The sequence below is a fragment of the Flavobacterium sp. FG19 genome, from assembly GCF_057809475.1.
This window is the reverse complement of sequence record NZ_JBMDKA010000031.1, coordinates 34740-59230: the sequence shown is the minus strand read 5'-3', so window position 1 is coordinate 59230 and position 24491 is coordinate 34740. Positions and strand designations below refer to the sequence as shown.

15 protein-coding genes are annotated in these 24491 nt (G+C 36.6%); 2 read left to right on the top strand and 13 right to left on the bottom strand.

What is annotated here, in order from left to right; all coding sequences use genetic code 11:
• Nucleotides 1-49 precede the first annotated feature (49 nt).
• The 4 genes from ACODST_RS23575 to ACODST_RS23560 form a co-directional block, all read right to left on the bottom strand.
• Entirely contained in the window at nucleotides 50-1252 is a 1203-nt protein-coding gene (locus ACODST_RS23575) for a redoxin domain-containing protein (RefSeq protein WP_488934545.1), read from the bottom strand.
• Between the two features lie 66 nt (nucleotides 1253-1318).
• Nucleotides 1319-2734 carry a RagB/SusD family nutrient uptake outer membrane protein gene (locus tag ACODST_RS23570; RefSeq protein ID WP_488934544.1) on the bottom strand — a complete coding sequence of 472 codons (1416 nt, stop codon included), beginning with the start codon at nucleotides 2732-2734 and terminating at the stop codon, nucleotides 1319-1321.
• A 17-nt stretch (nucleotides 2735-2751) separates the two neighbouring features.
• A complete protein-coding gene (locus ACODST_RS23565) occupies nucleotides 2752-6324 on the bottom strand; it encodes a SusC/RagA family TonB-linked outer membrane protein (protein ID WP_488934543.1) in 3573 nt (1190 codons plus the stop codon).
• A gap of 205 nt (nucleotides 6325-6529) precedes the next feature.
• Nucleotides 6530-7687: a FecR family protein gene (locus tag ACODST_RS23560; RefSeq protein ID WP_488934542.1), complete on the bottom strand. Its 1158-nt coding sequence runs from the start codon at nucleotides 7685-7687 to the stop codon at nucleotides 6530-6532.
• A gap of 281 nt (nucleotides 7688-7968) precedes the next feature.
• Between ACODST_RS23560 and ACODST_RS23555 the strand changes: the two genes are divergently transcribed.
• Nucleotides 7969-8571, top strand: a complete 603-nt coding sequence (locus ACODST_RS23555; RefSeq protein WP_488934541.1) for an RNA polymerase sigma factor — start codon at nucleotides 7969-7971, stop codon at nucleotides 8569-8571.
• A gap of 17 nt (nucleotides 8572-8588) precedes the next feature.
• Here ACODST_RS23555 and ACODST_RS23550 read toward each other — a convergent pair whose 3' ends face one another.
• Nucleotides 8589-8939: a gamma-glutamylcyclotransferase family protein gene (locus ACODST_RS23550; protein ID WP_488934540.1), complete on the bottom strand. Its 351-nt coding sequence runs from the start codon at nucleotides 8937-8939 to the stop codon at nucleotides 8589-8591.
• A 1-nt stretch (nucleotide 8940) separates the two neighbouring features.
• The gene (locus ACODST_RS23545; protein WP_488934539.1) at nucleotides 8941-9690 is read right to left on the bottom strand and encodes an MBL fold metallo-hydrolase; all 750 of its coding nucleotides are present in this window, start codon (nucleotides 9688-9690) and stop codon (nucleotides 8941-8943) included.
• Nucleotides 9691-9714: 24 nt separating this feature from the next.
• Here ACODST_RS23545 and ACODST_RS23540 point away from each other — a divergent pair, with 24 nt between their 5' ends.
• Nucleotides 9715-10674, top strand: a complete 960-nt coding sequence (locus ACODST_RS23540; RefSeq protein WP_488934538.1) for a LysR substrate-binding domain-containing protein — start codon at nucleotides 9715-9717, stop codon at nucleotides 10672-10674.
• A 251-nt stretch (nucleotides 10675-10925) separates the two neighbouring features.
• Here ACODST_RS23540 and ACODST_RS23535 read toward each other — a convergent pair whose 3' ends face one another.
• The 7 genes from ACODST_RS23535 to fsa form a co-directional block, all read right to left on the bottom strand.
• A complete protein-coding gene (locus ACODST_RS23535) occupies nucleotides 10926-12836 on the bottom strand; it encodes a sialate O-acetylesterase (protein ID WP_488934537.1) in 1911 nt (636 codons plus the stop codon).
• Between the two features lie 173 nt (nucleotides 12837-13009).
• Complete coding sequence (locus tag ACODST_RS23530) at nucleotides 13010-14665, bottom strand: GH35 family beta-galactosidase (protein WP_488934536.1); 1656 nt, start codon at nucleotides 14663-14665, stop codon at nucleotides 13010-13012.
• Between the two features lie 49 nt (nucleotides 14666-14714).
• On the bottom strand, nucleotides 14715-16910 hold the full coding sequence (locus tag ACODST_RS23525) for an endo-1,4-beta-xylanase (RefSeq protein ID WP_488934535.1): 2196 nt from the start codon (nucleotides 16908-16910) through the stop codon (nucleotides 14715-14717).
• A gap of 12 nt (nucleotides 16911-16922) precedes the next feature.
• Nucleotides 16923-18290, bottom strand: coding sequence for a glycan-binding surface protein (locus ACODST_RS23520; protein ID WP_488934534.1), 1368 nt, complete (start codon nucleotides 18288-18290; stop codon nucleotides 16923-16925).
• 33 nt (nucleotides 18291-18323) lie between these two features.
• On the bottom strand, nucleotides 18324-19955 hold the full coding sequence (locus tag ACODST_RS23515; protein WP_488934533.1) for a RagB/SusD family nutrient uptake outer membrane protein: 1632 nt from the start codon (nucleotides 19953-19955) through the stop codon (nucleotides 18324-18326).
• A gap of 10 nt (nucleotides 19956-19965) precedes the next feature.
• Nucleotides 19966-23133 carry a SusC/RagA family TonB-linked outer membrane protein gene (locus ACODST_RS23510; RefSeq protein ID WP_488934532.1) on the bottom strand — a complete coding sequence of 1056 codons (3168 nt, stop codon included), beginning with the start codon at nucleotides 23131-23133 and terminating at the stop codon, nucleotides 19966-19968.
• A gap of 525 nt (nucleotides 23134-23658) precedes the next feature.
• On the bottom strand, nucleotides 23659-24315 hold the full coding sequence (gene fsa / locus ACODST_RS23505) for a fructose-6-phosphate aldolase (protein ID WP_488934531.1): 657 nt from the start codon (nucleotides 24313-24315) through the stop codon (nucleotides 23659-23661).
• Between the last annotated feature and the right edge of the window lie 176 nt (nucleotides 24316-24491).

Sequence of the window (24491 nt, the reverse complement as noted above, 5' to 3'; positions counted from 1 at the left end):
CAGTCTCAGTCTCGGTTTTCAGTATTGACTGCGACTGTAAACTTAAAAATTAAGATTTTAATAGTTCTTTTAATTTTGCTTCTAATTCTGCTCCTCTTAAATTGTCGCTGATAATGATACCTTTACTATCAACTAAATAGGTTGCCGGAATTGCTTTTACATTAAATGTTTTACTTACTTTATCATCGTCCAGAAGGTTATGCCACTGCATGTTTTCCTGAGCTAACGCTTTCTGCCAGGCTTTTTCATCACTATCAATAGAAATGCTTAAAATTTCAAATCCCTTCTCTGCATATTCTGCATAGGCTGTTTTCAGGTTTGGAATTTCTTTACGGCATGGCCCGCACCAGGAAGCCCAGAAATCAACTAAAATATATTTTTTTCCTGCTGTAATGTCTTTGGCATTGTATGATTTTCCGTCTTTATCTTTTAAGCTGAAGTTAGCAATACTGGTTCCTATTAAAGATTTAGGATTCAAATCTTTATCTAAAATTTGTCCGTAATAACTTTTCTTCGCTGCTTCAGAAAACTGATCGTACAATGGTTTTTGTTCCGGTGTGAAATAACTGAAATTGGTCATCATAAAAAAGGGTCCCCACCAGGTTTCTTTATGTTTTGCAATAAGATCTAACGTTGTTTTTTCTACTTTGGTAAAAAAGGCTTTTTCTTTTGCTTCAAATACTTTCCATTCTTCTGTAGCGTAAAGAGAATCTAATACTTTTTTATTTCCTTCTTTTCTGGCTTTACCGACTTTATTGCTCAATTCGTCTATTCCAACATGATAAGCCGCATAATCTTTATTTAATTCTTCTTTAAAAGCCGTTTCTTTTTCGTAATAATCATGTGATTTAGAGCCTGTAATTACTACATCTTTGAATCTGATAAATTGCCCCTCATCAGTGGAAACACTTCCAGAAGCCGTAATTTTTATTTTAGAATTTTCTGCCATAACTGGAAAATTTCCTTTATTCTTTCCAAAAACTATATAGAAAAATCTTGGTTCTTTTAATTTTCCGGTAAACGTAAATTTACTCTCTTTTAGTACTGTTTCCGCAACAGGTAATTCTGATGAATGTGTACCGCCCGGAATTAATTTTACAGCTGTGCCGTCTTCGATACCCGTAATGTTTCCTTCAATAGTGTAAGAAGCTGCCGCAGCCGCAGCTGTTTTTTTCTTTTGTGCGCTGGTACTGTTTACAGCCAGAAACAAACCCAGGCATAATCCTGTTATTTTATATTTAATTGTATTCATTTTTGATTGATATTTTTAGAAAAAACTCCCCTTTCGGAGTTCCTAGTCAGGAAGTTTTTTAGATTATTATTTAGCTACATTTTGTGTTAAAGTCCCATTTCCCGGATTTTTTATGGCTCCCTGCGGAAAAGGCATGGTCCATAAATGAGAAGTTGGGGATAAAGTATAAGTAGTTCCGTTTACGTTTTTTGAGAAACCTACTGTATAAACACCCTCTGCATTTAAACGGCGTGCATCAGCAAAAGGAACTCCTGTTAAAATAAGCTCGTTGTTTTTGGTTCTGAAAATAGCATTTAGAGCCGTGGTTTTATCAGTCGTGTTGATATCCTGATAAGAAGCCGGAAGAATACGGGTTTTACGAACAGTGTTTAAAACGCCTAATGCTTCACTGATTTTATTATCACGTGCCAGACATTCTGCTTTAATCAGATAAACTTCGACAGTAGTCATTCCGGCATAATTGAAACTGCCTGATAATGTTCTTCTGTACGAAGTTTCAGCTCCCACAGTCCTGATTTTCCAACGTGATATAAAACGGGTATCTCCTTCTTCAAAACGCTGTGCACGGGCTACCGGAATATCGTATTCTGTAATTAAAGTAGAATAGGAATAGATGGTAGAACCATGACGCATATTGTAATTCTCTACATAGTTGTAGCCCATTGGCGATACGGTTGTGGTATAGGAATTTGGAAGATCAATAATGGCTTTATTGGCATTGTAGTACCCTATCCAGTCGTATAATTTATCATTTTCAGCCAGAGCTAAATTGGCATATTTTAAAGCTTCGGTATAATTGCTCATCTGCAGATAAACTCTTGACAAAAAGGCATATCCTGTTCCTAAATTAGGATGCAGGATGGTCTGTGCCGTTTTTGGCAGATATGGTACTGCTTCATTAACATCATTTAAAATAAAATCATACAATTCCTGAATAGTTACCTGTTTACTTGGTGCGTTGATATTAGCACTGGTAATTAACGGTACAGATAATTTTGTTCCGGCTGTTGACGCTGTGTAGGTATCAGCATAAAAATTAACGAGATTGTAATAGCTCATAGCACGCATTACTTTGGCTTCTGCCCAAAGAATTCTTTTGTCTTCTTCGGAAGCTTTGGTGGTCGTCAGCGCGTTTTCGATAATCAGATTACAGCTCGAAATAGCACTGTAACCGGCATAATAAGCTGTTTCATCTGATTGTTTTAAGGCAATACGGTCGGCATTTTCATCCCACATATAATTGGCAGAGGCCAGTCGGTCGTTGGATAAAGACGCAATTGATAAAAATCGGTCGTTTAGTACATCTAAAGCACCTCTCACATCTACTCTAAAGTTGTATTCATCACGCATAAAAGCCTCATAATCGGCCAGGGTTTCCGGTACTTTATAACCTTTAGGTGCATCGTCCAGATAGTTGTCACAAGAGGCAAAAGTCAATGCTAAAACTAATAAACAGGCTGCCTTTCTATATATATTTTTCATCGTTTAGTCTTTTTAAATTAGAAATTAACGTTTACACCCAATACAAAGCTTGGCGACTGAAAGCCGTTTAAAAGAAATTTAGCATCTCTGCTTTTAGCAAAAGTATATACGTTCTCTGCATTTAAATTAAAACGCACACCGTCTAATTTTACTTTTCTGATAAGTTCTTTTGGCATTTGATACGCCAATGAAACGTTACTCAATCTCACATTGGAAGCATCCAGAATGTTTACATCTGCATACGAATAAATAGTACGGGAATCTGAATTAAATTCTGGTTCATATTCGTAAACGGCTCTCGGGATATTGGTAAAAGCCTCATCTCCCGGCTGCTGCCAGCGATTGGCAATATGATTGTTTACGATACTGATATCGGTTACATAACCTCCCAAAGCACCCGAATATTCATTAGTTAACATAGGAAGGAAAGTATTTTTGATTTTATGCCCCAATTCGTAAATGAAAAGTGCCGAAAGTGACCAGTTTTTATAAGAAGCCGAGGTACGGAAAGATCCACTGTGCAATGGCACTGTTGAACCAAAATCTTTTACAGCCTCTAAACTGCCCGGATTGTAAATGGTTGCATTGCCCTGTGCATCATAAACCTGAGGTAAACCTTTGTCACTTAAACCGGCCCATTTGTAACCATAAATAGAATTAAAATTAGTACCAACTCTCGGGAAAGACATTGGATAATCTAACTGAAGGAAATAAACCGGAGCTTCCACGTTTACGTAATCTACTTTGTTTTTGTTATAAGCATATAAAACGGAAGCGTCCCAGGTAAAGGAAGGTGTCTGTACAATTGCTCCTCTTAAACTAACTTCGATCCCTTTGTTGGTCATTTCACCATTATTGATCTTGTAGGTAGAATAACCCCATCCTTCAGTTGGAATTCCCTGGCTGCTCGCTAATAAATCCTGTCCTTTTTTATTGTATACGTCAAAGGTTCCGCCTAGTCTGTTGTTAAATAATGAGAAATCCAAACCAATATTAGTTGTTGTTGTTTTTTCCCATGACAACTCCGGGTTTGGTCTCGAATTTACAGCTCCCTGCAGTCCTCCAACATTTGAGTTTGAATTGTAGTATGCTGTTAAATAAGGGGCTGCATCTTTGGCAACGTTTCCTCCAATACCGTACGAAGCACGCAGTTTAAGTGCATTTATCCATGAAGCCTGAAAGAATGATTCTTTATCAATGTTCCATCCTGCTCCGGCTGACCAGGTTGGTTTATTCTGGTATTTATTGTCGGTTCCCCAAAGGTTCGAACGATCCAGACGAGCACTTCCGGATATCGTATATCTTCTGTCATAGGTATAACCTCCCGTACTGTAAAAAGAAACATAACGGTTCATTAATTCTTTTTCTAATGAAAAATCACTCTGGCTTAAATAACCGCCAAAAACGGTTCCGTATACCTTAAGCAGATCGGCCTGATTGATTGGGGTAAAAGCCAAAGTCTGTGCATCGTATCCGTAACGGGTATTATTGCTGTACTCTTGTCTAGAGTGTCGTATTTCCATACCGGCAATAGCAGAAAAATCATGTTTATCATTAAACGTCTGATCGAAATTTAACTGCTGGCGGAAGTTATAGGCATTAGAAAACTGATTGCTTTCTTTAACAATATCGCCATAAGGCAAATTATAAACGGCTTTGTTATTGACAATGGTAACCATACCGTTTACCAAAGATCTCACACTATAGGAATCTTTATCCCGTACCTGACGGGCACGATCTGCACCATACTCATACTGAAACATGGCATTATAATTAAATGCTTTACTAAATTTCACATTAAATTTTGCAAAAGTCCTGTTTAAGAATGTTTTAGAATTGATTAAATTTCTTCCCATCTCGTCCATGGGCGTGATATCCATATTATAAAGTCCATAAGTCTGCATAGACTGAAGCGTAAAGTTGTTGTAACGGGAAGCTGCAGTCGATACAAAATTAGAACCGTCGTCGTTTACCAATTGGTTGTATGGCTGATATTTGTATCCTGCTCCTGAAGATAACGGTAAATAACTCTGGGTATCACCTTTCCCATAATTGATGTAAGTTCCTAAATCTAAAGACAGCCAGCTGTTAATTTGTGTGGAGTTTTTCAGATTAAGTCCTACCGTTTGATTTTCTGTATAAATATCTTCCAGCTGATTGTCTTTATACGTCAGGGAAGCATTAAAAGTATTGGTTTCTGTTGCTTTGCCTAAACTAAGGTTGTGCTGCATAAAATACTGGTCACGTTTGGCATATCGGGCAGCGTCATCATAATATTTATAACCTTTTGATCCCAGCTGGTTTAAACGATTATTGGCTTCTGCCTGCGAAATATTTCCTGCGTAACCGTTTAGAATAGTCTGCATTCCAATGCTTTTAAATACGGCATTGTTTAGCAAAGACTGTGAATAAGCCGCAGCATTGGTACCCTGTAAATTTGGGTTTCCTGCTGCCCATCCTTTTTCCAGACTAATAATATCGGCAGAATCCGTAAGGTTGTCTGTATAATTTCGGTACGGTGTAATGGTTAAATTACTTGAAAAAGAAATATTGGTTTTTCCTGCTTTTGCTTTTTTCGTAGTAATTACTACTACACCATTAGCAGCACGGGCTCCGTAAATAGACGAAGCCGCTGCGTCTTTTAATACGGTAATGGTTTCAATATCTTCTAAGTTAAGACTTGGCAGGTTTTCTTCTATGCTCGAAAATGCTGTCAGCTTTGTATTCTCTACCGGAAAACCGTCAATAACATACAAAGGAGCTGTTACTCCTGTCATCGAAGTGGTACCTCGAATTTTACCATCCTGATACCCCACAATACGGCCTTCTAAAATAGAATTTAAACTATTTAAACGCTGTTCCTGAAAATCTTTTGATTTTAAATTAGAAAAAGATCCTGTTACCTGTTCTGCCGAAATATTCTGATAACCGGTTGTTAAAACTAATTCACCTAATTCAACTGTATCTTCTTTCAGTACCACATTGATCACACTTCTGCCCTCTACTTTTATTTCCTGTCTTATGTATCCCAAATAACTATAAGCTAAGGTAGTTTCGCTGCTTACAGCAATAATTTGGTATTCCCCATTAAAGTCAGTATTTACACCTCTTCCTGAACCATTATCAGCAACTGCAGCACCTACTAAAGGCATTCCTTTTTCGTCTGTAACCCTTCCTTTTACAATAAAATCCTGTTCCGGTTTTACCGCTGTTGGTTCAGCCGGAGCTTTTTTGGCCATCAGAATAATATGGTTCCCTGAAACCTTATAATCTGTCCCGGTATTGCCGAAAATAGTATTTAGTATTGTTTCGATAGAAACATTGCTCTCATTTACATCGATCGTACGGTTTAAATCAACTGATTTTACATTGTAAACAAATCTGTAACTGGTTGTATATTCCAGCTTTTCGATAGCCTTCGCAACCGTCATATTACGGGCATTGAAAGACATTTTTGCCTTTTGCGAGTAGGTTACACCCGCCTGCATAACCGTGAGAGTGGTTAATAGAAATAATGTGGTCAATTTCATCTTCAAATCGAATTTCAAAAAAGGTTCGTCGAACCTGATTCTGTTCAATAGTTTTTTCATACTTTTAAAATGTTTTTTAATGTTGGTTGGTTAATTAACTGATCGCATTGTATTCTACCGGGAAATGTTGGCGCATTTTCCGGTTTTTTTATTTAAATGCCGATCCCTTCTTTTTGGGTTTTGTTACATAGGCGTTTAGTTTATTTTGGATTTCTGATTTTAAGTTTTAGATTCTAACTATAATCTTAATTCTTAATTCTTAATTCTATTTAATAGTAATCTTATCTCTATCTATATCGTAATCAATCGCATAACTGTCGCTGAAATATTTCAGTACTACTTCGATAGGTTCGTTATCAAAACGGGCATTAAAAATTTCTTTACCGAGCATTTTATTCCGGTTGATAAAAGTCACATTATAACGTCGTTCGAGCTTTTTGATAATATCGTCGAACGAAGCATTTTTGAATACCAGACTTCCTTTTACCCAGGCAGTGTAATACTCTGTATTAACCTGTTCTGTTGTAATTTTGGATTGCCCTCTTTCATTTGAACCTTTTTCTCCGGGTTTCAGATACACCTGATTTTCTTTTGTTTTCCGGTCTTTAAACAACGACACTTTTCCTTCAACCAAAACGACATCAGTACTAATATTTTCACTGTACGTATCAACATTGAACTTAGTTCCTAAAACCTCCACATTTATGTTTTGTGTATTTACGTTAAACGGATGTTCTTTGTCTTTTTCTACCTCAAAAAAAGCTTCTCCCAAAAGATACACCTGTCGGTTTTGACTTTTAACAAACTGTACCGGATAACGTAATGAGGTTCCGGCATTTAAATGCACCAGAGTTCCGTCTGACAATTGCACTTCAAACTTTTTCCCGTACGGAATCCGGATTGTATTGTAAACCAGAGTTCCTTCAGAATATGCTTTGGTATACACCAATCTGTCTTTTTCCTGTCTTCCAATTACATTTCCGTCTTTGTCCGTTATGTTTCTGGCTTCATTAGGATTAAGATTCTGCGATTCACCGCCCAGCTGCAGTACAATTTCATCTTCTCTTGGAATCACTACATTTTGTTTGGCATGCCCTGTTACAGTACTGGAAGAGTTTTTATACAGATAAAATCCGCCCAGAGCCACAATCAAAATGGCCGCATATTTATAATACGATGAAAATCTTCTTTTATAGAAAACATTGTTTTCTTTCTGCATTCTTTCAGCAAGCTGCTTTCTGACTTCAGTAGAATCAAAAGTATTCATAGCGGTATCTATTGCGTAATTGGTTTTTACAAAATCCTTAAACACAATTTGATTTTCATCTTCCTTCAGCCATTCAGTCAACTGCTCTATTTCGTCCTGACTTGCCTGATTTGTGATAAATTTCACGATTAATCGTTCTGATTTTTTCACGGTCATTTTAGTTGTTTTTAATATTATTACGAAGCAAAAAAACAAAACCCTAACAATTTGATAAAGTTTTTTTCATTTTGATGCTTTTTTTATTTTTCACAAGTTTTTTCGTTCACTAAATTCTACTAATTTGATAGAAATAAAAGAATAAATGTTTTTATATTTGCCGTTTTCTGTCTTTTTCATTTGTAATAAATTTCAAATAGAAAAAGGGAAAAAGAAGTCTTTTTTATTAAATAGGGACTTAGTTTAGACCTTAAAAACTATAAATTTATATATTTGTTTCTATGAAAACGGATGATTATAACGATAATGCTGTATTAATTGAATCTCTTAGAAACGGAGACGAAATGGCTTATACCTATTTAATCGACACCTATCATCATAAACTCTGCGTTTACGCTAACAGTCTGGTTAAGAATGTTTACAGTGCCGAAGATATTGTACAAAATGTATTTATCAAGGTTTGGGAGCAGCGTACAAGACTAAAATCAGACCATACTTTAAAAAGTTTTCTTTATAAACTGACGTATAACGAATTTATCGATTTATACCGAAAAAACCAGTCTTTGTTTTCATTGGAAAAATCCTATTATGATGCATTGAACGGAATTGTTCAGGAAGAAGATTCGGAAGCTTTTCAAAGGGTTTTAAATGCCGTAAATAAAGAAATTCAGAATCTGCCGCCTAAATGTAAAGAGGTTTTTATTCTGAGTAAAAAAGAAGGTCTGACTAATATTGAAATCGCCGAACATCTGGATGTTTCGATCAAAACGGTTGAAGCACAGATTACAAAAGCTTTTTCTATTCTAAGAACTTCATTGGAAGAAAAGGTTAAAAGTGTGTTGTTTCTTCTATTTTCGAAGAAAAAAAAATTCAGATTAAACTAATAATCTGAATTTTCAATTTATCGATTTAAAGCATAAATAAATCCTATTCCCTTTATTCCGGTTTCGAGTTCATATTCGGTTTCAATTCGGGTGTAACCGTCTCCTTCAAATTCGTCCAGATAATCCCAGTGAGTAGTAAGATCTTCTGAAAACAGTACATAACAGTTGATTGTTTCGGCTTCATTTTCGGACATCGGAATAAAACCATTATATCCTAACGACGAACCCCAGCCTCCCTCTTCCAGTTTTCCTTTTATTTTAGCTTTCTGCCAATCGCCTTTTACAGGATTCATAACCGAATGATTGGATTGTCCAGGCGCCAGAGAACCATAAATAATTAAAGCCGGCATGGATTGCAAATCTTTCATTTTAGGATACGTTTTCCATTTTTTGTTCAAAAATTTCTAAAACCGGTATTTTCATATCGTGATAAAAAAGCACTTTCCAGTTTTCATCCTTGGCCTGCTGTTCCCATTTTTTTCGGGATTCCATCGCTCTTTTTCCGTCAAAGTCTGTTTTATAAGCAACGTGCATTGACCAGTATATTTTCTGAGGCAGATCGTCTGCACCGTAAAAAACAATTTCATCATCGGCTTTGATCCAGAAAACCTGATGATATTGGGTATGTCCAGCCGAAACTTCGTAGAAAATTTCGTCGGTAATCTGTCCGTTATCATCTTGCATTAACTTGACATTAGGCAGTTTTTTTAACTCATTTAAAATTTCAAAAACATATGAAGGATTATTGATTTGTTCTAAAGCAAAATCTATTTCGCGTTCCTGAATGTAAATGGCAGCATTGGGAAAATTACAAACAAAATTACCTTCATTAAAATAACCAATTCCTTCGATATGATCTTTGTGTAAATGCGAAACCAAAACTTTTGTTATTTGTTCCGGTTCCATATTATTTTTTCTCAGCATTTCATGAATAAACGGAACTCCGTCATTCATAAATCCTAAACCAAAATCTAGTAATATGACATCATTATCTGTAATCACAACAAAAGGCTGAATGGCCATTTTAAGCCCCTTTTCGGTTGTGTTTTCTGTAATGAGCTTGAATTCTTTGTCTGAATCGGCTATATAATTTCCTTCTTGTAAAGCTATAATTTTCATTTTCTTCTGCTTTGATTTTGAAACATGACAAAGTTCTTAAGAATTTCTATATTTGTAAAACCTTATTTTTCGATAAAATCAATCGATAAAACCGATTTAGAAATGGAACTTCGACAGCTTAAATATTTTCTGAAAGCCAAAGAATTACTGAATTTTACCGAAGCCGCAGCGGCGCTTTATATCAGTCAAAGCACTTTATCGCAGCAAATTAAACAATTGGAAGAGGAACTGCAGGTACCGCTTTTTAACCGAATCGGAAAACGAATTACGCTTACAGAAGCCGGTGATTTATTTTCGGTTTATGCACAGCAGTCTGTCAACAAAGCTTCTGACGGATTTGAACTTTTAAAAGATTTGAATAATCTTGAAACCGGGAAAATTGCTATCGGCGTTACGTATGCATTGCGCCATGTGGTAACCAAAGCTTTGATTTTGTTTAGTTCTGAGTTTCCTAAAATTCAATTTGAAATCGTCTTTGGAACTTCGCAGGAATTGATTCATAAACTGAATCATTTTGAACTGGATGTGATTTTGACTTTTGAAGAAATTGCATCCGAAGCACATTTCAAATACAGAGAATTATTTACATCTCCAATGGCTTTGGTTACCTCAGCTGAAACGCCATTTACCAATAAAAAAAGTATTTCACTCGATGAGGTTAGTTCTTTACCGCTTGCCCTGCCGTCGAGTGGTTTCAGTACCACGCAGTTTATCAATAAAGCTTTTGAAAAAGATAATCTTCATCCTAAAGTTACCATCGAAATCAATGATATTCCGACTTTACTGGAACTGATTAAAACGGGAAACTGGCACACGATTTTAACGAAAACGACAATTGAAAACGAAAAAGACCTGCATGCGATTCCCATAAAAGGAGAAAATATGACGAGAACGGCTATGCTGATTTCTTTAAAAGAAGCGTATGAAAAGAAGGCGGTTACTACTTTTTTGAAAATGCTGATGGAGAATTTGGTTATCAATTAAAAATTGAGAATTAAAAATTAAAAATTCTCTTTGAGGTTTTCATACAGTTTGTCATTTAGAGGAACTGATGGAGAATCTAGCTTTCAACTAAAAATTTAAAATTCAAGAAGAGATTTTGATTTTATCACTGTCTATAGTAAAGACGCACCGCAGTGCGTCTAACACAATGTTTGTCGATATACCAGATGTAGACGCACTGCGATGCGTCTCTACAGAAAATCTTTGTAACTATTTCTAAAATGTATAAAAAACTACTTCAACTCTGTTTCAAAAGGCGAAGCAGGCAAATCTTCTTTATTATACAAATTCACTTGATCGGGATTATCGGCCCAGGCATAACGCACTTTTACCGGATTTGTAACAACATCATTCCAGACTACAACTGTATTTCCTTCAATAATTGTTTTTGCCCAGACAAATTTTCCATCGGTTCCGGCAATTGCAAATTCTTTCAATTCGTTTCCGTTTTTAATTTGCAGACCTTTTCCAATATCTGAAAAACTTAAAATCAATTTATTTCCGTTTTGCTTCATCGACTGAAAAAGCGGGCCAGATGCTGTTAATTTTTTTTCTCCGTAAACCCATTTTCTCGCTTGTAAAGCCAATCTTTTCCCTACATCAAATTTATTGAGCGGATGAATATCGTTCCATTCGCCTAAATCTATTGTTATGGCCAATCCTGTATTTGGTATTTTCAATGTGTTTAATTGCTGTTGTCTTAAAACTGCCCAATTGCTTTCTGCTGGTTCTGGTTTTGGATCCATAAAATTGGGTAACTGAACGAGTAGAAAAGGAAGTTTTTCCTGTTTGAATTCTCTACGCCACGTATTTATTAAAGTTTCCATTAAAGCGGTATATTCCAAAGGCTTTTTGGTATTAGCTTCACCCTGGTACCACAAAACTCCTTTGATTGGATAATTTTTAATTGGAGCAATCATAGCATTATAAAGTCCGACTGGTTTCCATCGCACGAAAGTCTGTCCGGGAAGCGGCTGCATTTTTGAGCCTGATTTATAATTCCAGCTTCCTTTTAAATCAATGGTTTTGTCGCCAATAATGAGTTCGTATGGCTTATCGGTCACAAAACCTCCTCTTCCGGAATTATTGATCACACGAATGGTAATTTCGTTTTTTCCTTCTTTTAAAATAGAAGCATTGAAAGAATAAATTCTGGGCGGATATTGATAAGAAGTGGTTCCCACAAAATTTCCGTTTACAAAAACCGAATCGGCATCGACAATTCTTCCTAAAATAATTTTGGCCTGATTTTCTTTGATTTTTTCTAAAGTGAATTCTTTTTTAAACCAAACTGAACCATTCGTATTTCCCAATTCTCCGTCAGCCCAATAACCCGGAATATTCATTGTTTTCCAATCGGAAACAGCAACTGAATTTCTCCATTTATTTTTCAATCCAGAGTCGGTTTCATTTAATAATTTGTACCAGTCTGAACTTACTTTTCGGTCGTTTGCGTCAATTTCTTTTTCGAGTTTCCCATCTTTGAATTTTAAGTATTCCTGGTAATAATCGGGAAACTTTTTGATTCCTTCTTCATTGATCCATGATTCTGCCGGAGAACCGCCCAAAGCACTATTGATTAATCCAATTGGAATTTTATATTTTTCATAAATTTCTAAAGCAAAAAAATAGCCAACGCCTGTAAACTGTAAAACGTTCTGCGGATTTGCTTCTGCCCACGAACCCGAAGAAAAATCATTTCTTTCTTTTTCAAAATAATATTCGTCCGGCACTAAAAATTGTCTGATTTCCGAATTTTCAGATTTAGCGATTATCTCTTTGTATTTGTCTTTGATACGCTCCATTGGCAGTTCCATATTCGATTGTCCCGAACACAGCCATACATCTCCAAACAGAATATTTTTCAAAACAATTGTATTGCTTCCTTTTAAAGTCATTTCAAACGGTCCGCCTGCTTTTTGTGACGGAAGCTGGATGGTCCATTTTCCATCTTCTGAAACTGTGGTTTTATATGTCTTACCTTTAAAATCGAGTTCTATATTTTCTTTCGGTGATGCCCAGCCCCAAATGTTGGTCTTGGTATCGCGTTGTAAAATCATTCCGTCGCTAATCAATCTTGGCAGTTTGATCTGCGCGTTGATTGCAAAAGATAATAGAAATGTAAGTAGTATTATTTTTTTCATGCTATTTAGTCTTTCTTGTTGCGATTTTTTTTTAGCCACGAATTCACGAATTTATCTAATTCTTTCTTTGTGTTTTAATTATCCGCAATTACACAAATTAATTTGTGTAATTTGATTATTCTGCAGACAAAGATTTTAATGAAAAAATTCGTGAATTCGTGGCAGAAAAAAAACTATTCATAAGTATATAATTTTATTTTTTGAATTTCGTAATCGCCGACTGAAATTCTCAAATGTCTGCCTTGATGCGTTTGGTCTCCATTAAAATGTCTGATGGTTCTCCATTTTTCATTTTCAAAAACTCCCTGATCGGTTTTTAAAATTCCGGCGTTCAGATTTTCTTTTAAACTCTTAAAAGTCACCACAATTCCGGAACCTGCAATATAAAATTCGTCTTTGGCAATTTCTATAATAATGGCACTTGACATTGGCCAGACATCTGCTTTTGCGCCATCGGACCAATTTAAGGTATAATCGTGCTTAAAGGTCAATTCGTAATCACCCATTTTTAGAATCTGTGTATTATTTTCTTTGTCTAACAAAACACCGTCTATTTTTCCCTGCCCTTTGTAAGCTTCAATCGTTGGGGTTAACTGCTGGACTAAATCATAGATTTTCCCAAGCGGTTCTTTTTTCGCATCGGCAACTGATTCTATAGAAAATGGTGAAAAACCAATCGCTTCGTAATGTCCGATGGCGTATAAGCCTTTAAACGGAGCTGTTTCATCAAAACGATGTTCGGGAATAAATAACAGATCACCTTGTTGCGTAAATAAATCGTTCCATTGTTTAAAAGAAGGATTGTAGAAATCAGGTGCTAAAAAGTCTATTGTATTTCCTGCTGCTTTCCAAACATCCATGATATGCGGCAATGGTCCTGCGCTTGGGTATTGTCCCGGTTTTTTTTCGGGTGCATTTAAAGCTGCATTCACAAACATCGGAATCGGGTAAATGTCTTTTCCGGCTTTTGCCACCTGATTGGTAAATTTAGAAAAATACCAAGCCATAAAAATTTCATCGGTATGCAATCCTTTTCCAAAAACAGCTTCCCAGTTTCCGGAAGTTTTGAATCCGTTTTTCTTCCAGATTTCTAAAAATTCGGGCACCAGTTTGTCTTTGTTTTTCTGCAAATACTGAAGTAGTTCTTTGGGCACTTCTTTTTTAAAAGCGGCATTTGCCAAAGGATGGTAATCACGTGCCGTTGGCAGCATTCCGATTTCATTTTCGACCTGAATCATTATTACGGTTTGTTCGTTCTGGTCGAAATCTTTAATATGCGTAATTAATTTTTTGAACGCATTTAAATCGGCCTGCAGATTATCATCGTTGAAAGGCGTTAGAATTTCATGGCTTTTGTCTTTGTCATCTTTTACCCTTGGATATTTTTTCTGATTTAGTTTTACCCAGGCCGGTGCATGACTGGACATACTGTTTTTCCAGGAACCAAACCACAGGAAAACCAATTTTAAATTTTCTTTTCTGGCTTTAAGAATTAAATCATCCACTAAGGCAAAATCAAATTTTCCTTCTTCTGGTTCTATAAGTTCCCAATAGATTGGCGTTAAAACAGTATTGAGATTCATATCAGCCAATTTGGGCCAGATGGTTTCCATGCTTTCCATACTGGTTGCTGAAGAATTTCCTAATTCGCCTCCCCGGATAATAAAAGGCTGATTATTAACTACAAGACTGGTTTTATTTCCTTTTTTTTGAAGATGTGGTATTTTTTCCTGTGAAAACCCAAACTGTAGTATCATAGAAAAAAAGATAACGGCTGTATGTCTGGAAAATTTGAACATTCCTCTGCTTTTAAAAATTAAATAATCCATAATACAAACTTTTTAAGGCTCGTATTATGGATTAAAATTACACTAAAACTTACTTAACCAACTCTCCTGAAAAGTCTTTGCTCACATCTTTTCCGGCAAGACCATCAGCTGCTCCTTTATAGGCATGTTTACGAACGTAATTAGCATCCCAAAGATTTGGTGATTCGTCCGGTAACCAATATTCATGTTCTTTTGGATTATCTGAAACTCCCCAAATTGTTATTCCATACTGTTGTGCAGCCGGAATGTATTTTTTGTACATATCGATTACGTACTGATACATTTCTGCCTGTGAAGCCTGCTGCGCTACCGTAGGCGTTGCTGTACCCAGCCTTACATCAAGCTCCGAAATTTTAATTAATTTTCCTGAAGCGGCCAGTTTCTGGAACATCTGAACAATTTTATCCTTATCAGTTGTCAGACCAATATGCATTTGTGTTCCAATTCCGTCTACTTTAGCTCCCTGGCTTTCAATATATTTCACATATTCGATCAGACCGTCGCATTTATCGAGTCTGGACTCTAAGTTATAATCGTTAATGAAAAGTTTATCGGTTTCATTCCCATATTGACGGGCCAGTTTGAATGCCGTTACCGCATAATCTTTTCCAAGATATTTTACCCAGGAGAAATAGTCTGCTGCAGTATCTCCCTCGTTACCGCTTCTTAATGTTCCGTCTTCTTTCATAGGTTCGTTCACCACATCCCAGGCAAAAACGCTTGTTTTATAATGAGTCATCATTTTAGAAATCCAGTCGGTCATGGCATCTCCTATGATTTTAGCTTTTTCTGCCTCTGTTTTCTCAATTGTAATAGGTTCTGTTGGACCGCCTCCTGAAGCAGATTTCGGGCTTAAAACGATATTATCGATATAATACGTTGTGGCATCGGCTCCAAAATCGAAAATAATTTTGTCACGATCGGCTTTAGAAGGAACAATGGTTTTGGTTACCTGTGTCCATGCAGTTGTAACACTGATTCCGCCATAATAATCGGCATTATAATTCGCTCCTTGTGCTTCTACCTGCAGGCTGGCTGCTACAGAAGATTTTACCATGAATGAAAAATTATATTCAACACCCTGCTCCAACGGAGTACTTAGTGTATAAACCTGCTGTGCACTATAGTTGTTTGCCACTAACGGATTGGTCAGTACCATCGCATAACCGCCTCCGTAACCTTCTCCGTCTGCCGAAACAGCTCGTGAAGAACCATTACCCCAGCCTCCCCAGCCTGTCAGGGTTCCGCCTTCGAAATCCCCATTAGAAATTAAGTTAACAGGCGCTGTAGTAGCATCAAGATCTACGACTGCAAGTGTATTGACATCAATCAAATAGGTTATATTGGGAACAGGTCCTAAATCGAAACTTAATTTTAAACTGTTACTTCCAACGGCAAAATCACTGGCATTTAATTTAAATTTAATTTGTTTCCATTGTGAAGAGGTCGTAAATGCTTCCGCTCCGCCGGTGCCATCCCAATTAATCCAAGGATAACCATTGGTCAGTCCCGAAAAAGAAATACGGCCTTTACCGGCATTATCTGATTTGATGTAGAAAGAAACTTCATAACTATGACCGCTTACAACAGATACGGCAGGAGAGACTAATTGTAAATCCCAATAATTAGCTGACGATGCAGATGAAATTAATTGAATCGCTTTAGAATTTGCGACTAAACCTGCATTATCAACCACTGTAATTCCCTGTCCCTGATTATTTCTCGACCAGTTTGTAAATGCTCCGCTTTTTAAACCAGCAATATCCAAAATATTGGTTCCGCTTGAACCCGGAATAACAGTAGGCGCAATAATACTATTAAGGTAACCTGCACTCTGGTTGGAATGCCAGATTAAAGTATGTCCAAAAACACTTAATCCCGCACTTTTGGTGGCTGCAATAAAAGCATCTACAGTAGTAAAATTGATTTCTCCTTTTGAGTTTACCATTGCACCGTGTTTCATTTCATAACCCGGCGCTACCTCATCAAAATTCTCATTTACAATTTTTCTATAGGCAGGGTCACTCATGTATAAACTGATTCCGATCCCGTTTCCTAAAGGAAAATCCGAATAGTTTTTTAAAGGTTCGTAACGGCTTATCTTTTCCACTAAAGCCAAAGGAAGTTCGGCTCCTGTTACCGCTCCGTGTTCCGGGTCTTTTTCCCAATCCATTAAATTATCATCACATGATGCCAGAAGCATTAAGGACGAAGCAATTACTGGTAATATATATTTATAATTCATTTTTGGTGTTTTTTAGTTAGCAAAGTCATTATAAACCGGAGTATCTAAGGATACAATTCTCCAGTTGTCTGTATACACTTTTACAGAGGTTGCTTTTGAAAGGAATTCTACTTCACTTGCTGTTCCTGTAACATTTGACAGTTTTATATCTGAATTTTCAAAGTAGAAACCGAAATTCTGATAGGTCGCTGCTTCACGATAGGCTAAAACAGTTTCAAATGTGAAGGCTTCTTTAGACCAGGCATAAAATTTATTTAACGGGATTGTAACAGTTGTCCATCCTGTGGTTTGAAAAGCCACCGATTTTCCGTCAACGATCCATGGAACGTAATTGTAAACGGCTCCTGCCCATTCTCCACCATTGAAGTTGTTGACCATACAGATTTTTAAGAAACCTGAATCTTTCCATACCTCAGGCACATAAATATCAAACTGTAATGCTACTTTATCAAGAGAGGTACTGGCTGGAATATAAGGTGTTAACTGTGCTCTCCAGTTGTCTACGCCGTTTCCTGCTGTCCATACTTCTGAACATCTGTTTTTGGCAGCATCAAAAGAAGCAATTCTGGCCGGACGATGCGGAACATATTTGCCTTGTGAAACATTACCTGTTCCTAAAGCTTCTGACTCTAAATCGGCAGGCTGAATCATACTGGTTGAACTTCCCCAGAAACCGTGCTGTCCTCTTGCGTCAAAGTCTAATAAAACTCCTTTTCTAAAGTTAAAATAAGCCGGAGAATAGACCCCGCCGTTCGATCCTTCTACAAATAAAGAACCTCCGTTTTCTGAAACACCGTTTGGAACTGTCACTGTAAAAAACTCACCATCTTCATCAGAAGTAATTCCGGATGTGATTTCAATATTTCCTGGGAATACCACTTTGGTTATTTCGGTTAAACCGGTTCCATAAACTGTAATAATTTCTCCTGCGTTAGGCATGGTGTTCGATATACTGCTGATAACCGGTTTTGAAGCACGAATATCGAATGAAAATGTAGTTTCGTTGTTATCATTTACAAATCGGATCGTGTTGCGTACAGAAGGATCTGCATCCAGGATCGGAGTATCACCGGAAACTGTAACCAGCATGGAATTATCAGATACAAAGACTACGTTAAAATAGGTAGAATACCCATTGATATAGACTTTTCTTAATCCTGTAAAACCGGAACCTTCAATACGAAGTGTCTGCCCTAAACGGGCAAAATTTACTTCTCTGTCCGGAACTGATGAGTTTACATCTTCCAGAAATACTTTTTTTATGGTGATAGTTCCTCCCTCAGAATCGTTATTGTCACAAGAGGTAAATAACATACTACAGAACATGATCCCCAGCATGGCTATGGGTGCCCAATACTTTTTATTTAAGATATATTTCATATTACTCTTTCTTTTAATTTATTTTTTCAAATACTAGAACAGGTCTGTTATTTTTCCTTCTGTAAACTCATAGGGAACCGGATTTTCTCTTAATAACGGATTCTGAACGAGTTCTGATTCCGGATAAGGCATCAGGAAAATAGTAGCATCGATAACTCCAATAGCACGAGGGCTGCTGCTTCTTGCCGGATCAATAGAAACGGTATTGGTTGCAGCATCATACAAAATAGGCTGAACGGTGCCGCGATCCTGTCCTGTTACATAATTGATTACTTCCTGCTGTTTGTAATAGGCTCTTCTTACTAAATCATACCAATACTGCCCTTCCATTGCCAGCTCTGTCCTTCTTTCGTGAATGATATCATTGTAAGTTAAAGAAGTTTTTGGGTCAAGACCTGCACGGGTACGCAGTTTGTTTACACCGTCTAAAGCGGCAGCATCTGACGTTGAGGCATTATTTCCTAAAACCGCTTCGGCATAATTCAGGTATACTTCTCCAAGACGTAACATATAGGTATTTAAAGCAGAATTCATACGGGTGATTTTAGAATTGTCTTTGGTGGAACCCACTACCCCTTTTTTCACGTTTACAAATTCTTTACTATGATCTACGGTATAACCGCCGTTTGATTTATTGATTTCAGGATAAAAATCATCATCAGCCATCCAGGTGGCTTTACGGCGAAGGTCTTTTGATTCGTATTCTTTTAAAACATCATACGAAGCTCTGGTCCAGTAGCCCCAGGCAGCATCGTCTCCTGTTATATCAGAACCTAATGCAAAATAAGCCTGCTGTGTATTGTTTACTCCAAAATCGCCGTTTGGAACCCATTGCAGGGCAAACATTGATTCCGGATTGTTGTTGTTCTCAATCATAAATAAGTCTGCATAGTTTGCCATAAGACTGTACGGACCTGAACTGATTACTTTTTCGGCCGCTTTTTTAGCCAGGTCCAGATACTGCTGGTTTCTGGTTCCGCTGTTTGGATTATCACTTACTCCCGAAAATGATAAATAAACACGGGACAGCATTCCAAAGGCACTATATTTTGTTAAACGCCCGGCCTGTCCTGCTGTTTCAGGAAGATATTTTGCAGCAAACTCCAAATCACGGATCGCAAATTCATAAACATCTTTCATCGGGTTTTTATTTACTACCGGATTTTTAACCAGTTCTCTCGGATCAGTTGAAATGATGACATCTCCCCATAAAGAAGCCAGATACCAATAGGCCGTTCCTCTCATAAAACGGGCTTCTGCAATATATCTATTCTTGATATCATCATTAAGCGGACTTCCGGAAATTCCAATAATAACGTTATTAGACTGCTGCACTACATTATACAAAGATCCCCAGGCAGATACTAAAGGTCCTGTTAACCCTGTTTCGGTCAAATCGGTAAAAGGATAAATATAATCTGAAAAGGGTGCATACATATTAGCAGAACGTCCGTCTCCTAATCCGTAATAAAATTTATCATTAAAATCGAACCAGACCTTGTTGTAAAGCGGTCCTGTGGCAGCCTGAAAATCTGACTCTGTTTTATAAAAATTCTCTTTAGTAATTACATCATTTGGTTCAACGTCTAAAAGATCACTGCAGCTTGTCCAGACAAAAGGCAATGCAATGATTAAAGCCGTGTAAAATATTTTCTTTGTTTTCATTGTGCAGTTTTTAGAAATTAACATTTATTCCAAGTGTTGTGGTTATTGGTGAAGGATAACGCCCGTTATCGATACCATTTAAAAGCTGGTTTTGATTGATCGCACCAACTTCCGGATCATAACCTTTATATTTAGTAAAGGTTAAAACGTTCTGCATGTTTGAATATACTTTGATATTGGAAATACCATACTTAGAATATAAGTCTTTAGGAAGATTATAGCCCAGAGAAATATTTTTAAGCCTTACATAAGATCCGTCTTCTACAAACCGGTTACTTAAACGATAGTTAGAAGCTGAAGCTGCAGAAGAGGCTGCAATTCTTGGCATGTACGGATCTCCGCCCACAATCTGAACATTACGATAATCATTCGGTCCGTTTGGATCAATTAATTCTAACTGTGCATATCCTAAAGCTGTTTTTAATAAATTGGTATTTTCCCTCGGATTTTCTAACCAGCGTCTCTGATAGTTTAAAACATCATTTCCATAAGAACCTGTAAACAAAATGCTCACGTCAAATCCTTTGAATGAAAAACTATTGTTGAAACCAAAAGTAAAGTCTGGATTAGGATCTCCTATATAACCAGCATCTTTTTCGTTGATTACTCCATCTTTATTGACATCTTCAAACATATAATCTCCAATCCAAACACCGTTTTCGCCAATAACCATTCCTTCTGGCAGAGCTGTTGGTTTTACCGTTCCGTTGGCATCTTTATAATAAAAATCGGTTGCTTTTTCAAAACGGCCAATTACCTTATATCCATAAAACTGTCCTAATGTCTGTCCTACTGCACTTCTGGTTACTACTGTTACATCTGATCCCTGCTGTAAAGTCTGATCATAAACTCCTGATTCCGAATTCAATTTCAGTACTTTGAATCTATTCATAGAGATATTAAAGTTTGATTTCCAAAGAAAATCTTCCCGCTGCATGTTGATCGTGTTTAATGTAATCTCAAGTCCTTTATTTTCAAGGGAACCTATGTTGGCATAAGGAGGTGTCGTTGATCCCTGCCCTGATGTTCCTACATAAGCCGGAAGTGATAATCGCAATAACAAATCATCTGTTTTTTTGTAATAAACGTCAGCAGTAAGTTCAATTCTATTATTAAAAAAACCAAGATCCAAACCAATATTTGTCTGATTTGTTTTCTCCCATCTCAAATCGGGATTGGCTGTATTGGTCGCAATCTGACCACTTCCCCAATTCGTTGCTGAAGTACCATATACAGAAGTATAAGCGTTATTTGGAACACTTGAATTTCCGGTAACTCCCCATCCCGCACGTAATTTCAGATTGTTAATGGTTGTGTTGTCTTTCAAAAATCCTTCATTTGAAATTTTCCAGGCTAAAGCTGCAGAAGGAAACCAGTCCCATTTATTATCCTCAGCAAATTGTGAAGATCCGTCACGTCTTATTGTTCCCGTTACTATATATCTGTCATTAAATGAATAAGTCGCTCTTGCAAAATAAGAGCTAAGTGCTCTTGTAGAACTTGAATTTGAATTTCTAGCTGTAGTAGGATCTCCCGCATTTAAATCTGTGGCTCCGTTTGTTAAATATCCTGAACGGTAGCCATAGAGGTTTTCCCAGTTTTGCTCCTGAAATTCCTGACCTAACATAGAATTAATACTGTGTTTTCCAAATGTTTTATTGTAAGTCAGTAAGTTGTTCCAGATCCAGTTTTCGCTGGTTGATTTTGTTCTGGTACCTTCTCGTACATCATTCACCAACGCTCCAAAAGTATAGGATGGATTAAAAGTATACCCGTTTCCAAAACCATAATCAATAGAATACTGAGACCTCAGTTTTAAATCTTTTGTAAAACTAATTTCAGCATAAGCATTCCCTCTAATTCCGTAGTTTATAGCATAATTGTCTTTTAACAAAGCTATCCCAAGTGGATTTGTCTGAACAAACTCTGTAGTATCCGGACCGTCAAAAGAACCATCTGCATTACGTGCTGCTACGTTTGGAGTTTGTTTTAATGCCGTTAAAATTACCGAATCATCATTAACTGTTGTTACCTGATTGGTTTTATAAACATTCATATTCACACCAACTTTCATCCATTTCTTCACCTGCGAATCAATTACGCCCCGAAGTGTCATACGATCAAAAGAAGAACCAATGATGGTCCCTTCCTGATCAAAATAAGACATTCCTAAAGCATAAGTAGTATTATCAGAACCCCCTGAAGCCGATAAATTATAATTCTGAATTAAAGCAGTCTGAAACAATTCATCCTGCCAGTTTGTTCCTTCTCCTAATAAATCAGGTCGGATAAAAGTATTGTCACGCTGTACAATTCCTAAGTCTGCTCTGGTATTTTTAAGAGTTCCGTACTCTCTAAGGTTTAATACCTGCAGCTCTTTTGGCATTTGCTGCCATCCTACATAACTGTCAAAATTTAAGGTTAAATCTCCTTTTTTACCTGTTTTTGTAGTTACCATAATGACCCCATTGGCTGCTCTTGAACCATAAATTGCTGTGGCAGAAGCATCTTTAAGAATATCAATAGAAACAATATCAGAAGGGTTTATACCCGCCAGCGGATTGGTATTTAAAGAACCAGTGTTTCCGTCGATAATTACGCCGTCTATTACATAAATCGGCTCATTTGAACCTGTAATAGAACTAATTCCACGAATACGCACGGAAGAACTTCCTCCTGGTGTACCGCTGTTTTGCTGTATCTGCACCCCGGCTGCACGTCCCTGTAAAACCTGATCAACAGTTGTAGCAACAGACTGAGCAACTGCGGCACTGGTTACCGTTGAAACTGCTCCCGTTAAATCGCCTCTTTTTGCTGTACCGTAACCTATTACAACAACTTCTTTCAGACTGCTTACATCTTCTTCGAGTATAACATCAATTTTAGTTTTATTAGCAGCTGCTACTTCTTTTGGTTTATAGCCAATAAAACTAAAGGATAAAATCGCATTGGCCGGAAGAGGACCAATCGTATACGTTCCGTCAAAATTAGAAACTGTACTTGTCTTGGTTCCTTTTACAAAAACATTTACTCCCGGTATTGGTCCGTTACTATCAGAAACAGTTCCTGACACAGTGGTCTGTGCATTTACCGCAGCAGAAAATACTAACATCAGGAACAGATATCCTAAATTTTTAAAGTATTTTGATTTGCTTTTAGTAATTAAAAGGTTAGTCATAAATAATTAGTTTAATTAGTTAATAGTATGGTTTAGTTAGTTGATTTTTGAAATGAAGTAAAAACAGAATAAAACTGTCCTAAATCATTATTGAAACAAATATATATAAAAAACAACAACACACAATCGGTTGCGTTAATTTTTTTTACGAATTATTAAAAAATACCATTTTAAAAAAACACATAGTTTACTTATAAAGCAAATACTTTAAATTATTATTAAAATACGAATGTCGTTCATAGAAAAATTTAAGAATAAAAAGAGGTTTTATTTAAATTCTTAAAAAAAACATAAAACATCTGGTTTAAGATATTTTCAGCAAAACTACATCGTTTTAGTAATACAAAAAGCACATATTATTTAAAAAATTGTTCTTATATTACTGAGGAGAGAAGAATACAAACCTGCATAAGTCATGATTTGTTTAAAAAACACTTAAAAAAGGCAATCGGTTGTTGAAAAATAACAAAAAAAGCCCTTTCTGAACGAAAAGGCTTTACAGGATTGTATTGTTTTTATTTTAGTTTAGAGATTCATCTTTTTCGCATCTTCAACAAACTGTTTTAATCCAATATCTGTCAAAGGATGCTTCAACAATCCTTTGATTGCCGAAAGCGGCCCTGTCATAACATCGGAACCAATTTTTGCACAGTTAATAATATGCATCGTATGTCTTACTGATGCTGAAAGGATTTGTGTCTGATAATCATAATTATCGTAAATCTCTCTGATTTCTGCGATTAGGTTCATTCCGTCTGTCGAAACATCATCTAATCTTCCTAAAAATGGGGAAACATAAGTCGCTCCAGCTTTGGCAGCCAATAAAGCTTGTCCGGCAGAAAACACTAAAGTTACATTGGTACGGACTCCTTTAGAAGAAAAATATTTGCAGGCTTTTACTCCATCACCAATCATTGGTAGTTTTACTACGATTTGAGGATGCAAGGCTGCCAGTTCCTCTCCTTCTCTAACCATTCCTTCAAAGTCAGTCGAGATCACCTCAGCCGAAACATCGCCGTCAACGATATTGCAAATAGCTAAATAATGATTTAGGATGTTTTGTTTTCCTGTAATGCCTTCTTTTGCCATCAAAGACGGATTGGTCGTTACGCCGTCTAAAACGCCTAAAGCCTGCGCTTCTTCAATATCCTGAAGATTGGCAGTGTCAATAAAAAATTTCATAAGTATTTTGGTTTAAGTTAAAAGTATTTTTGCGTAAAAAAACTTTGTCAAAGTTTAAAACTTTGACAAAGTTCTCAGCTTGTTCTAGTGAGTGAAAAATGTGCATTTCGATTGATTCTGCTCTTCAAAAAACCTTCAATAAAAAATACTCACTTATTATTTTATCAAACTGACCT

Bases quoted from the DNA above. Each gene is read 5' to 3' on its own strand.
- ACODST_RS23575 (WP_488934545.1), bottom strand. From the start codon at position 1,252: ATGAATACAATTAAATATAAAATAACAGGATTATGCCTGGGTTTGTTT.
- ACODST_RS23570 (WP_488934544.1), bottom strand. From the start codon at position 2,734: ATGAAAAATATATATAGAAAGGCAGCCTGTTTATTAGTTTTAGCATTG.
- ACODST_RS23565 (WP_488934543.1), bottom strand. From the start codon at position 6,324: ATGAAAAAACTATTGAACAGAATCAGGTTCGACGAACCTTTTTTGAAA.
- ACODST_RS23560 (WP_488934542.1), bottom strand. From the start codon at position 7,687: ATGACCGTGAAAAAATCAGAACGATTAATCGTGAAATTTATCACAAAT.
- ACODST_RS23555 (WP_488934541.1), top strand. From the start codon at position 7,969: ATGAAAACGGATGATTATAACGATAATGCTGTATTAATTGAATCTCTT.
- ACODST_RS23550 (WP_488934540.1), bottom strand. From the start codon at position 8,939: ATGAAAGATTTGCAATCCATGCCGGCTTTAATTATTTATGGTTCTCTG.
- ACODST_RS23545 (WP_488934539.1), bottom strand. From the start codon at position 9,690: ATGAAAATTATAGCTTTACAAGAAGGAAATTATATAGCCGATTCAGAC.
- ACODST_RS23540 (WP_488934538.1), top strand. From the start codon at position 9,715: ATGACAAAGTTCTTAAGAATTTCTATATTTGTAAAACCTTATTTTTCG.
- ACODST_RS23535 (WP_488934537.1), bottom strand. From the start codon at position 12,836: ATGAAAAAAATAATACTACTTACATTTCTATTATCTTTTGCAATCAAC.
- ACODST_RS23530 (WP_488934536.1), bottom strand. From the start codon at position 14,665: ATGGATTATTTAATTTTTAAAAGCAGAGGAATGTTCAAATTTTCCAGA.
- ACODST_RS23525 (WP_488934535.1), bottom strand. From the start codon at position 16,910: ATGAATTATAAATATATATTACCAGTAATTGCTTCGTCCTTAATGCTT.
- ACODST_RS23520 (WP_488934534.1), bottom strand. From the start codon at position 18,290: ATGAAATATATCTTAAATAAAAAGTATTGGGCACCCATAGCCATGCTG.
- ACODST_RS23515 (WP_488934533.1), bottom strand. From the start codon at position 19,955: ATGAAAACAAAGAAAATATTTTACACGGCTTTAATCATTGCATTGCCT.
- ACODST_RS23510 (WP_488934532.1), bottom strand. From the start codon at position 23,133: ATGACTAACCTTTTAATTACTAAAAGCAAATCAAAATACTTTAAAAAT.
- fsa (WP_488934531.1), bottom strand. From the start codon at position 24,315: ATGAAATTTTTTATTGACACTGCCAATCTTCAGGATATTGAAGAAGCG.